General features: G+C 60.3%; 14 protein-coding genes. 5 read left to right on the top strand and 9 right to left on the bottom strand.

Features of this window, described 5'->3' with window-relative positions:
- Nucleotides 1-67: 67 nt before the first annotated feature.
- The 6 genes from ACYG9V_RS26850 to ACYG9V_RS26825 form a co-directional block, all read right to left on the bottom strand.
- Nucleotides 68-1,756 (bottom strand): recombinase family protein, encoded by a 1,689-nt coding sequence (locus tag ACYG9V_RS26850; RefSeq protein ID WP_460222042.1) that lies wholly within the window; start codon nucleotides 1,754-1,756, stop codon nucleotides 68-70.
- Nucleotides 1,753-2,259 carry a DUF2924 domain-containing protein gene (locus ACYG9V_RS26845; protein WP_023727441.1) on the bottom strand — a complete coding sequence of 169 codons (507 nt, stop codon included), beginning with the start codon at nucleotides 2,257-2,259 and terminating at the stop codon, nucleotides 1,753-1,755. The genes ACYG9V_RS26850 and ACYG9V_RS26845 overlap by 4 nt, the downstream gene beginning before the upstream one ends.
- Before the next feature lie 5 nt (nucleotides 2,260-2,264).
- Nucleotides 2,265-2,639: a DUF3489 domain-containing protein gene (locus tag ACYG9V_RS26840; RefSeq protein ID WP_023727440.1), complete on the bottom strand. Its 375-nt coding sequence runs from the start codon at nucleotides 2,637-2,639 to the stop codon at nucleotides 2,265-2,267.
- Between the two features lie 284 nt (nucleotides 2,640-2,923).
- Nucleotides 2,924-3,967 carry a CBASS cGAMP-activated phospholipase gene (locus ACYG9V_RS26835; RefSeq protein ID WP_352762280.1) on the bottom strand — a complete coding sequence of 348 codons (1,044 nt, stop codon included), beginning with the start codon at nucleotides 3,965-3,967 and terminating at the stop codon, nucleotides 2,924-2,926.
- Nucleotides 3,964-4,404, bottom strand: coding sequence for a hypothetical protein (locus ACYG9V_RS26830; RefSeq protein ID WP_023740268.1), 441 nt, complete (start codon nucleotides 4,402-4,404; stop codon nucleotides 3,964-3,966). The genes ACYG9V_RS26835 and ACYG9V_RS26830 overlap by 4 nt, the downstream gene beginning before the upstream one ends.
- A complete protein-coding gene (locus tag ACYG9V_RS26825) occupies nucleotides 4,397-5,638 on the bottom strand; it encodes a nucleotidyltransferase domain-containing protein (protein WP_023727438.1) in 1,242 nt (413 codons plus the stop codon). Before ACYG9V_RS26825 ends, ACYG9V_RS26830 begins: the two co-directional genes overlap by 8 nt.
- A gap of 163 nt (nucleotides 5,639-5,801) precedes the next feature.
- Between ACYG9V_RS26825 and ACYG9V_RS26820 the strand changes: the two genes are divergently transcribed.
- The 3 genes from ACYG9V_RS26820 to ACYG9V_RS26810 are packed head-to-tail and all read left to right on the top strand — an operon-like array spanning nucleotide 5,802 to nucleotide 7,606.
- Nucleotides 5,802-6,419 (top strand): hypothetical protein, encoded by a 618-nt coding sequence (locus ACYG9V_RS26820; RefSeq protein ID WP_023740269.1) that lies wholly within the window; start codon nucleotides 5,802-5,804, stop codon nucleotides 6,417-6,419.
- A gap of 24 nt (nucleotides 6,420-6,443) precedes the next feature.
- Complete coding sequence (locus tag ACYG9V_RS26815; RefSeq protein ID WP_023727435.1) at nucleotides 6,444-6,836, top strand: hypothetical protein; 393 nt, start codon at nucleotides 6,444-6,446, stop codon at nucleotides 6,834-6,836.
- Nucleotides 6,833-7,606 carry an ImmA/IrrE family metallo-endopeptidase gene (locus tag ACYG9V_RS26810; protein ID WP_352762276.1) on the top strand — a complete coding sequence of 258 codons (774 nt, stop codon included), beginning with the start codon at nucleotides 6,833-6,835 and terminating at the stop codon, nucleotides 7,604-7,606. The genes ACYG9V_RS26815 and ACYG9V_RS26810 overlap by 4 nt, the downstream gene beginning before the upstream one ends.
- A 195-nt stretch (nucleotides 7,607-7,801) precedes the next feature.
- Here the strand turns inward: ACYG9V_RS26810 and ACYG9V_RS26805 are convergent, their stop codons facing one another.
- Together ACYG9V_RS26805 and ACYG9V_RS26800 are read right to left on the bottom strand one after the other, a co-directional pair.
- Nucleotides 7,802-9,235, bottom strand: coding sequence for an HD domain-containing protein (locus tag ACYG9V_RS26805; protein ID WP_023727433.1), 1,434 nt, complete (start codon nucleotides 9,233-9,235; stop codon nucleotides 7,802-7,804).
- 30 nt (nucleotides 9,236-9,265) lie between these two features.
- The gene (locus tag ACYG9V_RS26800) at nucleotides 9,266-10,684 is read right to left on the bottom strand and encodes a B12-binding domain-containing radical SAM protein (RefSeq protein WP_352762275.1); all 1,419 of its coding nucleotides are present in this window, start codon (nucleotides 10,682-10,684) and stop codon (nucleotides 9,266-9,268) included.
- Between the two features lie 45 nt (nucleotides 10,685-10,729).
- On the opposite strand from ACYG9V_RS26800, the gene tmk reads away from it, so the two are divergent.
- Entirely contained in the window at nucleotides 10,730-11,380 is a 651-nt protein-coding gene (gene tmk / locus ACYG9V_RS26795; RefSeq protein ID WP_023727431.1) for a dTMP kinase, read from the top strand.
- A 667-nt stretch (nucleotides 11,381-12,047) separates the two neighbouring features.
- On the opposite strand, the gene ACYG9V_RS26790 is transcribed toward tmk, so the two are convergent.
- Nucleotides 12,048-12,983, bottom strand: a complete 936-nt coding sequence (locus tag ACYG9V_RS26790; RefSeq protein ID WP_352762274.1) for a LysR substrate-binding domain-containing protein — start codon at nucleotides 12,981-12,983, stop codon at nucleotides 12,048-12,050.
- 103 nt (nucleotides 12,984-13,086) lie between these two features.
- On the opposite strand from ACYG9V_RS26790, the gene gabT reads away from it, so the two are divergent.
- Nucleotides 13,087-14,373: a 4-aminobutyrate--2-oxoglutarate transaminase gene (gene gabT, locus ACYG9V_RS26785; protein ID WP_023740272.1), complete on the top strand. Its 1,287-nt coding sequence runs from the start codon at nucleotides 13,087-13,089 to the stop codon at nucleotides 14,371-14,373.
- Nucleotide 14,374 lies beyond the last annotated feature (1 nt).

Genomic DNA, 14,374 nt, shown 5'->3' with positions numbered 1-14,374 from the left:
GAATTCCGTAGCCAAGTGTTTGGCAGAGCGATGGTTTAGGCTTTGGCTTGATGCTTGCTCGATGGTGCTAGAAGCCCAGGAGCGCAGCCTGGCTGATCCAAGCGTGGGGCAGGTCAGAGGCGCGCGAGAGCCTGTGCGCCGTTAGTTCGACAGGTTGATCACCTGCAACGATGCTAGCCGCAATTTTCGGGGCAAGGAAAGCGAAGGGCAGCAGGCGGCTTACCTCAGATGTATCTGTGCCGTTGAGCATGGCAACATCGGTGAGGCTGCGGTTGGCTCCGTCCGTAAGCTGATCTAGGTACAAGTGGGCTCGACGCAGAAGGTCGATCAAGGCGCCATCGGGTTCTCGGCTGCTTCTAGATCCATCTGTAAGCACGATGCGTGTTTCGACGCCGCGCCGCCTCATACCGATTGGACATTCGATGGAAGTCAATTGCGCCCCATCGCTGTGCGGCAGAATCCGGTCGAGAAGCAATTCCGATAGCGAGCGGCAATCCAGTTCGATGGTCAGTGATCCCGGCTTGAGGGTGATCTTGCGAACGATCTTTTGGAGCAGGGATCGCTTTGCGTTCGCAGTGGCCGATGCCCAGCACGTCCGCATCACTTCGGCTCGCCGGATCGCCGCCCCGATTTCGCCAGCGTCGACCGATTGCCGAATCCAATCGGACAGTTGGGCATGATCGCTGAGAATACGATTCAGGCGATGCTCAACAACTGACTCAACGGCCTGAGCGGGAAGACGCCAACCCTCGGACCCGTTTCGCCGCCGGTCGACGAATTGCTTCGAGACATAGTAGCGGTAGCGGACACCTTGCTTGTTGGCGTGAACCGATCGCAATTTCTCGCCCGCTTCATCAAAGAGCAGACCGGAGAGCAGATGCGGTTGCGTGACATTGGAATTGCTTCGCCGCGGCGGCGCCTGCGAGGCGAGCAGCGCCTGGGCCTCTTCGAACGTGGCCGACGTGACGATCGGCTTATGCTCTCCATCGTAAACCTGACCCTTGTGCCTGATCTTGCCGACGTAGACCGGGTTCGAAAGCAGGTGATAAAGATTGCCGCGACCAAACGGCATGGTGACTGCAACTGATCCGTCTTTGCGCTGTCGCGATCGTGTCGAGAGTCCCTCGCTCGCCGCCTCATCAACGAGGTCCCGGACCGACTTCAGAGTGAGATAGCGGGCGAAGAGGTGTCTGACTGTTTGTGCCTCGGTTTCGTCAATCACCAGCTTGCGGCTTTCGACGCGATAGCCCAGTGGCACCACGCCGCCCATCCACATGCCTTTCTTCTTCGATGCAGCAATCTTGTCCCGGATACGCTCGGCTGTGACCTCTCGCTCGAACTGAGCGAAGGACAAAAGCACGTTGAGGGTGAGCCTGCCCATCGAGGTCGTGGTGTTGAACTGCTGGGTCACCGAGACAAACGAGACGGAGCTGGCATCAAAGATCTCGACGATCTTGGAGAAATCCATCAGCGAACGGGTGAGGCGGTCGATCTTGTAGACGACCACCACATCTATCTTTTTGTCCCGGATGTCCTGCAGGAGACGCTTCAGGGCAGGGCGCTCCATCGTGCCGCCCGAAATGCCGCCGTCGTCGTATTGGTCTGGCACCAACTTCCAGCCAAGACCTACCTGCGAAGCAATGAAGGCCGTACAAGCTTCGCGCTGTGCATCCAGCGAATTGAATTCTTGTTCCAATCCTTCTTCGGTCGACTTGCGAGTGTAGATCGCACAGTTGAGGCGAGGGGTCGCTGTCATAGCCCAAAGAACCTCGGGCCAGACCAATGGGCGCCGGTGATACGGCGAGCGACAGCTGACAGCGATCCGTAGGTCTTGCCATCAAGCACGAAACCGTAGTCGACAACTTCGACGATGTGCATCCGGCCATTCCACTCCCGCATCAGGCGGGAGCCGGCCTTGGGTGGAATCGATCGCGGCGGCGAGGCGGATGCCTGATCCGATGATGCGGGCCGGAGCGACGGAACTCCGTCTTGGCGATCCGACCTAGTGTTGCCCGGTTGGAAAGCATTCACTTTGGTCCTCCGCGCGTTGCCTGTCGCGACTGTTTTCTTGACGGTCGAAGTCAAACCACCCAAGCGCTTGGCTTGAAGATGCCAGGCGGCCGACCGTTCAAGCAGCCCACGTTTGACCCCTTTGGGCGGCGGGCAGCCATAGGCCTTTGTCCAAGCTGCTGTGAGTTCATCACGCGTGAGATCGCCGACCTCGGCGATCTCACCATCCAAATCAAGTCGCTTGCGCATAGAGATCAACCGGCGGTCTTCGCCTCGGCGATGCGGTATCGTCGTTGTCCGTCCTTGCCGGTTTCGCTGAGGATTTCGTGGCCGAGCTTCTTCTTGACGGTGCCGGAGAGGAAGCCCCGCACCGAGTGCGCCTGCCATCCCGTCGCTTCCACGATGGCTTGGATCGTAACGCCCTTGGCCGACTTCAGCTTCTTAATGACAACGTCGGTTTTTGTCGGCGCCGCTGGCGGCTCGTCCTTAGCTTTCTTGGCCATCACAGAGGTGGTCATACCGGACCTTTGGCGCGGCTTGCGGGTCGAGCTGCTCTGGTTGAGATTAGTTGCCGTTTCGCCGGACTGGGCGTCGTCGGCATCGGTCGTCATGTCATTGAGGATAGCCATTTCAAATCTCCGTCAGTTCGAAGCCGCCCGGACCATTCCGGCGCTTGTACTGACCGAAGCCCGCTGTCCTGGCGGGCTGGAGATTCTGCTCGGTCTTAATCCGCTGCTCTTCTGCTGCGCGGAAACAGCAATGCTTCCTTGCCGTATGAAGTCCAGTCGAATGTCGCTCCCTCGTGGTTATTCGACAGGTCCCCGAGAGCACCTTTGCGTCTCATCCCAGACGTTCGAATGATCATTTGGTGATCCCAAGAGCGGTCGTCGATCAGCAGCGGCCAGTTTGGCAACTATGACAGCGCGCATTTTATGAACCGGTCCGCTATGTCTCCTAGGAACATCTGATTCACATAGTGCCCGGTCGCTTCAGCGTGCGAGCGGGCCAAACGCGGCAGCTCCGTTACCGCGCGCTCGACATCATCGAGACCGATCGGCCTTTCCGACTCTGGCGGATCGATGCGAATGACATTCTGCTTGCCGACGAGAAGGTAGGCCTGGCCAAGGGCGTTGTGAGACTGCGCCTTCGCCGCTGCGCGAAAGATCATCGGCGCCTTTCCCAGGCCGGGAAAGATCCAGCGCCACAGTCCACCGTTCCGAACGCCTTCGTCCAGCCCAAGGACCTCGTCACCGGTGCCGATGGACAGAATGCGAATGTTTTCTCGCGGAAGATCATAACAGGCGAGCGCATCGACCACGGCGTTCATGACAGGGTTGTTCGCCCAGATGCCCCCGTCGATCATTATGTGGCCGTCGTTCTCGACCCCCGGGTAGTATCCCGGAGCCGCTGAAGTGTGGAGTGCCACGTACGCTGCCTTCGCGTGCCGATCCTTCTTGTAATCGAGGTGGTGCGGGGTCTTGTAGATGTAGGGCTCGCCGTAACGGCCCTCGAAGCTCGGAATCACAAGACGCGTCGTCGCATCATCCAGAAGACGCTCGCCGAACACGTTCAGAAGTTCGTCCTTCAGGACGCTCTGGTCGTGCTTCGGACGCTGCAACCACCGTGGGAGATCGAAGATCCCTTTGCCCTTCGGAAAGATGACAGATCCCCGCTCGGTGTAGATCGCGGCAGCCTGCCGAGCCGTCATGCCTACGGCGAGTGCCAGCGCGATGATGCCGCCAGTTGAGGTGCCGGTGATCATGTCGAAATGATTGGCGATCGACTGCCCGTTCAGGAAGTGCCTTTCAATCTCGGCGAGATAGGATGCGCCGAAGACGCCCTTGATGCCGCCGCCATCGATTGACAGGATGCGGAAGATCCGACCTTCCGGCCACGGCTCCCTTTTCCGCGTTTGCTGAAGAGTGCCGTCTGAACGGCGAGGCGGATGATAGGTCATGGTGCAACTCCTGCTGTAAGAGGGGTCGGGTGACGCCCACCGCCGGTCCAGCGCCCGGTCATGAGCCACAACTCGTAGCAGGCGAGCCAATCGGCACTCCAGGGGACGATCGTCTGGGACAGGTGCATGGTTGCATCCCATTCACCCGCAGGCGGGTCGTAGAGGCAGAGTCTCGGGTCGCTGTCACGGTCATAGACATGGGGAAGCGAGCCCTCCGGATTTTCCGGCAGCCTGATCAAAGCCGGAGACAGAACCCGCACCTCGGGCGCATAGTCCACCCGGTAACGGATCTCGATCCGATGGATCTGGAATTGCTTCAGGTCACCGGTCCAGCGAGCCGCCCTGTCGCGGCGGGAAAGGTGACTGACCCGAAAGCCGGGCCAGTCACGCTTCATTGAAGCGACCTGCTCCTCGATCGAGATTGGTCGACTATTCATCAACCGGATCTCCGAAGAAGGTGTGCGGCTTGGCGACGACCGGAGCCACCGATGTGACGATCGTGGCCGCAGCCGGCAGGAGAATGCTGCCCTTCTTGCTGTAGACCTGCGACCCTGCCACGATCCCAGCGCCGGTGGCGTCCGCCATTCTGTCAGCCGCGCGCGTCACCACGCGGTCGCCAAACATCTCGCGCAGCCAGTTGCGAAGCTTGACGGGGTCCAACTCGCCGCGCTTGGCGCGCTCGATGCCGGCCACGAGATCGTGGAGATAGCGGGCGAACTGGTTCTGCTGATCCAAGTTCTCGGGCCAGCGGTCGGTGAAGACGTCGGCGCTGTAGGTCGGATTGACGACGTGAAGCTTCTGACGGTTGATCGTCGCCCGCTCGATCTCGCCGATGATCCACCGGCAGATGCGGATCAAGATGTCCGAGAGATTCATGTCGGGAAGCGCCGCCGCGCCGGCAAAGTACGACAGCATCACCGACGGCGGGATGCGGCCACTGTAGTTTGCATAGCGAACGTTACGATAGCGCTTCAGCAGTTGCAGTGCGACGGTTGCCATGTTCTTCACAACGAACTGCGTCTGATCGGGAACTTCGTCGACATCGGCGTCCGCGCGGATCCTCATACGATCGTCGCCGGACCAGCGGTCCTTGAAGGCTTCGATCACACGCTCTTCGTTCGGAGTCGACGCCATGTACCATTCCGCATGGCCGTATGCGTTCATCGGTACCATGCAGTCGTCATTCGACGGCAGCGGCCCTTTCGCATGGGTGATCGCCGACTGGCGATCGGTGGTGCCGTAGTCGCGAAGCGCCGGCGTCACATCGAGATGCATGTTGTCGGCGTAGAACAGCGTGATGCAGCGGGTCTGCTGAACGATCTTCTGAACTGGATAGTCCTTCAGGGCCGCGGCGAGCGCCTTGAGGATCCCGAGCGGCGTCATGTGACGATATTGACTGCCGAGCTGGGCTACGATGTCGATATCGTATTCATCGTCGGTACCGCGCGTGGAGATAGTCGCGTCGATCGCCATCGATCCCTGTACATAGAAGTGCTCGATCTGATCATGGAACGACGTCGTGCCTTCCAGGTACTCGCGCACAGCCTTGTAGCGCTGGCAGGCCTTGCCATGGAGGAACGGCGGCAACTGAACGCTGAAGGCGATTTCCGCCAGGATGCGATCAAGCGGATCTTCAAAGGGGTTCTTCCCCTGGTATGCGAATGTAGTCATAGTTATGTTCCTGAATTCGAAGGTTTCGGAAATGCTTGGGGGCGCTCTAAAAGAAAGGCGCGGGACCTCGGAATTCAGACAATTTTATTTTTTGTCTGAATCCGTTTTGGTGCGCGCATAACATTCATGAGGAGAGCCGACGGGATGTTGTGGGAGACGTCGAATGGATGCCGAAATCGGCATTAAGCGCATACCTTGCTCGGAAGAGGAGGTAAGCGAGTTCTTTGATCGGATGACGTCTGTCCAAAAGCGGGACGCTTATCAGTTTGCCGTCAAATGTTCGGCGGCGTGCCTTGCCGACGCTCACGAACTGATCAACGAGGCCTTCGTGAGGATGTGCGACGGGCGCCGTACGCGCCTAAGCGACAATAACGACCTGTTTCCGGTTCTGATGGGCACGATCAAGAGTCTGGCTTCCGACCGTCACTTCGTCACGGAACGCGCACGGATCCGGCGCATGGGTTCCGGGAAGGAAAAGGGCAAGTATGGCGTCGTCGAACACGACGCCGATCATGGGAGCATTAAGATCGACAAGGCCATCGCCGATACCGACGAAGTCACCGATCGAATGGATCCAGACGAATATCGGAAGGCGCTGCTTGCCGACATCGCCGGCGATGCGGAGTTCGAGTTGCTTTTCGAGGGCATGTCCGCCTCGTTCATCGGAAAGGACTTGGCCGAATGGATGGGAATGGACACAGTTGCGCTGGCGACGGTTCGCAGGCGCTTCAGGAGGCAGATGCTACAACTCGGTAAGAGGCTGTCAAGGGTAGCGCGCTAGCGCTAAGCAGATTGGAAGGTCCGCATGTCAGGGAAAGATAGAGAGTGGCTCGGCCACCTGCACGAGTTCCTGATCGACGAGATCGTGCATGGCAAGGATGACGAGCCGGTAGATGAAGCCGAAGTCAGAGCCTTCGACGCTGCGGTTGCAGCCGGACGCTCGCAGCTGGCCAAACGTAAGCTCGAAGCGGCACGACAGGCAGTTCGTTCGGACGTGTTCGCGTCCGCCCCTATTTCCGACTCGGAAATGGGACACGCAAAGCGGCGGCTCACCTCGCTGAGGACCGGAGCCAATGATGACGACGCTAATCTGACGCTCGCCGCCCGCTTTGGTCAGGGTGGCAATGAGGACGATGATGGTATGCTCGAAGACATTGCCGAGCTTGAGCGCGATCGCGACGACAATAGCGGCAAATGATGAAACGGCCAACAAGAGCCGAAGGCCTGCTTCAGTCTTTGGGCATCGACGAGCCCAAAGATATTGATCTCGAAGCGATCGCGTGGCACGTCGGTGCCAAGATCAAGGTTCGTCCCTTGGTTAATTGCGAGGCCCGCATCATCGGGCTTGACGACAAGGCGATCATCTCTGTGAACGCCGCCTCGCCTCCAGAGCGGCGGCGATTCTCGATCGGACACGAACTTGGGCATTGGGCGCATCATCGCGGACAGTGTGCCGTGTGTCGCGCGGCTGATATCGGGAACTACAGGAACGAACAAGCGACAAAAGAGCGGGCCGCCGACGCATACGCCGCCGATCTTCTCATGCCGTGGTATCTCTTCAAGCCTGCGGTGCGCCTGCACAAGCGCTTGGACATCAATGCGCTGCGGGCCGTAGCCGCGCTCTTCTCAGCGAGCCTGACCGCAACCTTAATCAGGATGATCGATAGCGATCAGTTCCCTTGCAGCATGGTCGTCACTCACCGCGCATCCGGCAAGCCTTGGGTCACGCGGGCTCCCTCGATGCAGCGTCGCTGGTTTGCTCGCGAGGACCTCGATTCGGGCTCGTTCGCGTTCACAATGATGTACGGCAATGATGCTCGAACAGAGGGTTTCCCGCGGAAGATCGGCGCGGACGCATGGTTCGATCATCACTCGGCAGCTGAGTTCGAGATCACCGAGCAATCATTCAAGCTACCAACTGGCGACGTGGTTACGATCCTGAATCTGCCCGAAAGGATGGCTGGCTGACCGAGTGCCAATTATTCGGTGGTTGACCGCATTTCCAGGATGATGATCAGTTATTTTCTAAGCTACGGTACCAAAAGCGCACCTTCCGCTGACGGCCCCACCCAGTCATGGCCGCGGGACATCACATTCATCGGCATCGACTATGGCGGCCATAACCTCGGACCGATGAGGTCCGGGATCCGCCGCCCTCGAAATCTAGACGCGGAAACCGTTCTCCGCCGCCTCCGCGAGCTCTCTTCGGATGCTTGATCGGATTTCCGACGCTAGCCGGTCTTGCAGGCCTTCGTCGACGTCGTCGAAGTAGATGCGATGGATGTTAAAGCTGGCGGCGCTGGCGACGATCGGCGAGATCGACGCGATGTCGACGATCTTGCCGCCGACTTCCACGTTGATCTGCTGCGGGTGCCCGCCTTCGGCGCCAAGCGGCTTGTAGATCGGGCGCGGATACCTGTCGTAGTAACATGCTTCCGTCCACAGCCCGTCCTTCTTGCGAAGGTCTTGCGAAACTTTCTCGCAGACCTTGTGCAGCACGCCCACGCGCTTGGCGGCGTCGAGACCTTTCATCGTGCCGTCCTTGGCTGCGACCTCGTCCGCGAGTTTCCAGACATCGAGCATGGGGTAGAATTTGCGCGATGTGATGCGGTCGGCAACCGTGCTGATCGACTTGTCCCTCGCTTCCTGGAAGAGGTGCAGCGAGCCCCAAAACAGTGTGTCGTCGAGAAGCAGTGCATTCTCGAGCCGCTCGGGATCCCTGAAGAAGCGGACAAGCGGGTGGCTCGACGACAGGCCGGCGAGCTTTTCGTCGCCCTCCGCGAAACGCTCAAATACGCGACTCATCAGCAGTGAGAACATGTATTCAAGACCCCGCGTCCTCTTGTGCAGGTACAGGGTGGGATACAGTTGGAACAACGTCACTGTGAACTGTTCTAACGAGATGTAGGCTTTGCTGTTTACGTACAGGAATTGGCCGTTCTCTCCGGAGCCGACCTGGAAATTGCGGATCAGCCAGTCGAGATCAAGGCCGCCCGAGGAAACGCCGGCAAAATAGGGGTCGCGCTTGGCGTAGTCGAGGCGATCGGCGTCCAACTGGCTGGAAACGAGCGAGGTGTATACGCACCTCTTGTCTGCCTTATTGATCATGCCGGCCACCATGGAAGGAAAGTCGGGGCCGCCCATCTCGGTCAGCGTCATGGCGATGGAAGAATCCGTGATGATCTTTTGACCGACCTTTTCGTGGTTCACCGCGGCTTGAAGGGCGCCGTCCTCCGGTTGTGGATTGCGCTCCACGAACAGCTCCATCGCACTTTCGAACGCATGGCTGAACATGCCGTGGCCGATGTCGTGGAGAAGAGCAGCCGCCAAGCAAGCCCGTCCTTTTGGGGTCCATTCGCCGTTCCGTGCCTCCGGCTCCACGACGGACAACATGCGCTTGGCTACCGAGTAGACACCCAGCGAGTGGGCGAACCGGGAATGGGCGGCCGAGGGGAAGACGTAGTCGGAAAAGCCGAGTTGCTTGACACGGCGCAGACGCTGGAAAAACGGGTCGGCGAGCATTGACTTTAGCTGAAGCTCCGACTCCCCTTCGAACTCGATCGACCCGTGGATCGGGTCCTTGATCATCTTGGTCATGAAATCCTCCTCAGTCGAAAATTGCGTTATCTAAATCCAGTCATATTCTGCCAGCGAGCCGGTTTCACGCCGACGGAGAGTGAATGGCAGCGCCGACGGGTCGGACGCGGCGACGTCGCGGTCAAAATCGGCGCGACCGTAATTCCGCGGGTAGTATGAAAAGCTCTTGAGCGCGAAATAGGCGTCATCGTCCATGTACCTGCGGGCCAGCCGCTGGCTCGCGGCTTCCGCGGCCTCCGCGGGAAAGTCGGCGCTGAGGTGCATGGTCGTTATCCCGGTGGTGACCGCGGCAGTCTCGTCCACCGGCTGCGCACCGAGAGCGCGCCAGTTGTCGAGCAAAACTCCGGCCGTCTTGGGCGGACCGTAGGCGATGACGGGTCCGACCGACACCCCGGCGATGGAACCGGCGTGTGCGTCGAGCCAACTCGTCGTCTCGGCCACGGTCTCCTCGGTCTCGCCCGCATAAAGCAGCACGTTGACCTTCGCCATCACGCCATGCTTCCGGCAAGCTTCCAGCAATTCCGACGCCCGACGCAGATAGCGGTCGGGGTCGCCCGTCTTGTTCATCGCCAGGATCTGGCGGGGCGAGGCGGTCTCGAGGCCCAGATCGATCACCCGCAAGCCCGAGCCCGCAAGCGAGGCCAGCGTCTGCGGGGTCATGGCGTCGACCCTTGTCTCGGTGCGCCAGGCCATGTCGAGCCCGATCCTTGCAGCTTCGTCCGCCAATCCGGCCGCCCAACGCGCAGTGGGCATGAACATTGACGACTGCAGATAGGGCCGGATCTCCTCACCGCCGTATTGCTCGCTGACCAACGCCATGGATGCGGCCAAAGCGGCTGCGTCGCCCAACTTCTCGACCTTAATGTCCCGCTCCTCGCAGAAAACGCAGCCCATGCCGCAACCGCGCGACGCTTCCACGCTGGGCTGGTATCGGCGATAGCCGTCGACGAGCAGATGGTTCAGCGTGAAACCGGGCGTCGGCTCGGCTACACGCTTCAACACGGGACTTTCGGTCAGAAGCTGCTCGATGACACCTTCGCTGAGGCCCGGGGCCAGTACGTCTGCTTCGGGCAAAAGTCTCCGAAGCCATTCGGGATCGGGTCCGACGACCCACCGCCCGCCGACGACGATGCGGCATTCGGAGTCGACCTCCTTCGCCAACCTGCAGAACGCCTGTGCCCACGGCAACGCGTAGAAACTGGGGATGGAAACCATAAGCGGATAGATCGACGGAAAGCGACCGTTCTCCCGCAACCGGCGAAACACCTCCTCGGGATCACGATGCTCGCCGTGGAAGAGAGCGACGTCGTGACCGGCCAATTGCAGCTTGGTAGCCAAAGACAGGGCGCCGTAGTTCAGATACAGCTGCCGGCGGGCCACCGCGTGGTCGCGCTTCTTGGGCGAGAGCATGCCGGCTGAGACAAAATTGACGACGCTGGATCTAATCATTCGGACCGCTTCCAAAACTCCGGCAGCAGTACATAGGAGGGCGCAATGCCGTTTGTAAGTATCGAGGGCATCGACGGCAGCGGAAAGTCATTACAGGTCGAGTATCTGACCGCCTCGCTTCTCGCGATGGACTTGCAGGTTGTCAAGACCAAGGAGCCGGACGGCGGTTGGATCGGGGCGGGGGTACGGAGCATCTTGGTGGAGCCGAGGCCTAGCCGACTGTCGCCCCTTGAGGAGATGTTGCTGATATCAGCGGCGCGGGTGGACCATGTCAGAAGCGTGATCCGCCCCGCGCTGGACGCGGGTGCCTGGGTCGTCAGCGATCGGTTCCTGGACTCGACCTATGCGTTTCAGGTCTACGGCTCCGACGTTCCCGAGCAGTTGTTCACCCAGGTCGCCGAGGTCGTCGTCGGCGGAACCATGCCCGACCTGACCTTCGTGCTCGATATCGATCCGGCTGCCGCCCTTGAGCGGCGCTCTGCCCGCGGCGGCTCGGGCGGACCGGATCCTTCCGAGGCGACCAGGGACTTCGCGCGGATCCGCGAGGGACTGCTGACCGCCGCCAAGCGCGACCCCGGCCGGTGCCACGTTTTGGATGCGGCCCAAATGCCCGGCAAGGTTTCGGAGAGGATCCTGTCGGTGGTTCTACGCGCCGGGCTCGTCGACGCAGGGCGCCACGGTCGATACGGGTTGTGAGCGAAGCGGACGTGAAGGACTTTCTGGGCGGCTACAGAGAGCATCCTGCTCGAAGTCGACGCGGGCCTGCATAACCAAGCGCACCGTCGAGTTCTACGGAAAGACGGATCTCGGTTCCGCCGGAATACTTTTTGTCAACTTCGCCCGCTCGATCAACAATCGGGTCATCGACCTTTTCGACGACGCCGTCGTGCTGCTAGAAGCGCAAAAGGTGGCCTCCGCGTGTATCCTAGCGCGATGCCTCATCTCGATGATGTACGACGTGTTGCCAATTCACGCAGAGCGGCACCAACATTTCTTGGCCCTCAATTGGCTAAACGACAGCTTTGGTTGGTCGGCCGCCCAAAAGCCGCCATTCCGCTATCGGCCCCCAAACCAGGACGTTCGGTACGCCGACTCTTGATGTCGCCTTCGAGGCGCATTTCAGACATTCAGTCTGACCAAGCTTCAGCGAATAGCTGCTTTGCGCCTCAAGTCGGCCGTTCAGCAGAACTGGGTGATCTCCCGAAAGCTGACATCGCGGCTGTGGGCAAACCGCCAGAAGTGTGTTGGTCACCCTTGCTCAGGAGCCTGGAGCCTAGCGCGGCAAAGTTCCGCGACGAGGCACCACTCTTGGATGGTCTTCACCAGTGAGAAGTGGCACAGTGTCGACTGGTGTGACCTTGTGCTAATGGGCCGGGTCACCAGTAGTCGATCGGCGGATGTTGTCGGCAATCCAATCCTTGAAGACCCCAACGAGAGGGTCGCCAGACCGGTTCGGGGCCGTCAGCAAATAATAAGTTCCTAGCTCGACGTTGGTGTCGAACAGCTCGACCAGACGCCCACTTGCGAGTTCGTCGGCAGCCATCAGCGCGTTTACAAGGGCAATGCCCTGGCCGGCAAGCGCTGCATCATAGCTGATGCTGGCGTCCGACAGGCGTGGGCCAAGAAGGCGATGACTGAGGGGCTCGCCGACAGCTTCGAACCAATTGGTCCATTGCATGTGGTTGCCTTCGTGTAGTAGCGGCGACCTGGCCAATTCGGTCAGATCAGCCGGTATGCCATGCCGGTCGAGCCAATCTCGTCCAGCCACCGGAAACATGCGGGGCCTGATGAGGTGCATCGCACCCTGGGGAAGTCGCTCGAGCACGTTGACGCCGATCGAGACGTCGGCCTCTGCGCGGGCGAAATCGGGTTTGCTATCGGTCGCGCGAAGCTCGATATCAGCGCCTTCTAATGCGCGTTCGAGGGCGGACAAGCGTGGTGTGAGCCAGCGCGTCGCCAAGCCCGCGATGCACCATATGCGTAACTGTCCGCGCTTGTGCGATGGGCGGAGTTCGTGTGCGGCATGGGCGATGGCCCCGAGGGCCCGGGACACGGTGGCGAGGAAGCTTTCGCCCTCGGCCGTCAACTCGACGCCGCGGGGACCCGCGCGGACAAGGGTGCGACCAAGCCAATGTTCGAGGTTTCGGACGTGGCGGCTAATCACAGTGTGGCTGACGCCGATGTCTTCGGCCGCTCTGCGCATGCTGCCTGTGCGCCCTGCGGCTTCAAAAGCACGCACCATGACCAACGGGGGAAGCCGGTGAGCGTGAGGGCTCGTTTCTGGGGATTTCGGTGCCATAGGGAAGTCCGAGTGGTGCTTCTGATGCACCACGGTAGTTCAATCCATCTGCTTTTCCTAGGTGCCGTGTTGGCCGTATTTTCTCAGCAGACAAGGGGTCTCCATGACAAAGAATGCTTCTCTCCATGCTCGTCGCGGTGCTGCCATTCCGCGCGGAATTGCCAACGCCTTCCCGGTCTATCCGCAGCGCGCGGAGGGTTCTGAGATTTGGGATGTCGAAGGGCACCGCTTCATTGATTTCGCCGGTGGCATTGCCGTGCTCAATACCGGTCACCGTCATCCCAAGGTGATGGCTGCGGTTGCTCGGCAGCTCGAAGCCTACACGCATACGGCCTTTCAGGTGCTCCCCTATGAGCCCTACATCGAGGTCTGCGAGCGCCTCAACGCCTTGGCGCCGTTCAGCGGCGACGCCAAGTCGGTGCTTTTCTCAACCGGTGCCGAGGCCGTCGAAAACGCCATCAAGATTGCCCGCGCTGCGACCGGCCGACCAGGTGTCATCGCCTTTGCCGGAGGCTTCCACGGCCGCACGACGCTAACCATGGCGCTGACCGGCAAGGTCGTGCCGTACAAGAAGAAGTTTGGCGTATCCCCGCCCGGCATCTATCATCTGCCGTTCCCCGCAGAAGACCAGGGGGTTACTGTTGCCGACACGATCAAGGCGATGGATTTCCTGTTCCGCGCGGATATTGATCCGACCGATGTCGCGGCTATCATCATCGAGCCTGTGCAAGGCGAAGGCGGCTTCCTCCCTGCACCGACCGAACTGCTGGTGGCTCTTCGCGCGACCTGCGACAAGCACGGCATCCTGCTGATCGCAGACGAGATCCAGACCGGTTTCGCGCGTACTGGCAAAATGTTCGGCATCGAGAACTCCGGAGTTGAGCCCGATCTGGTGACCGTCGCAAAATCGCTGGCGGGCGGATTCCCGCTGTCCGGAGTGATCGGTCGGGCGGCGATCATGGACACGGTCGAACCTGGCGGCCTAGGCGGTACTTACGCCGGCAGCCCGGTAGCTTGTGCGGCCGCACTTGCCGTACTCGATGTCATCGTCGAGGAGAACCTGCTGGAACGCGCCAAGATCCTCGGCGGCAAGATCAAGGCCGCTCTCGATGGCTTCGCAACGCGGAACAACGTCGTGCCGATCGCCGCAGTCCGCGGCCCGGGTGCTATGGTGGCCTTCGACGTCGTGAGGGAGCGAGGCGGCTTCAGGCCAGACCCAGATGCCACCAAGCGCGTGATCCAAGCGGCTTTGGCCGAAGGCGTGATCCTTCTTTCGTGCGGTGTTGGAGGCAATACGATCCGCATCCTAAACCCTCTGACCATCAGCGATGCCCTCCTCGACGAGGGACTTGCCATGCTCGGTAAGGCTCTTGCATCTGCCAATGTCTGAT

Source organism: Mesorhizobium sp. W016, from assembly GCF_054719485.1.
Note: the sequence above shows the minus strand (reverse complement) of the source record. Positions and strands in the feature narration are given on the sequence as shown.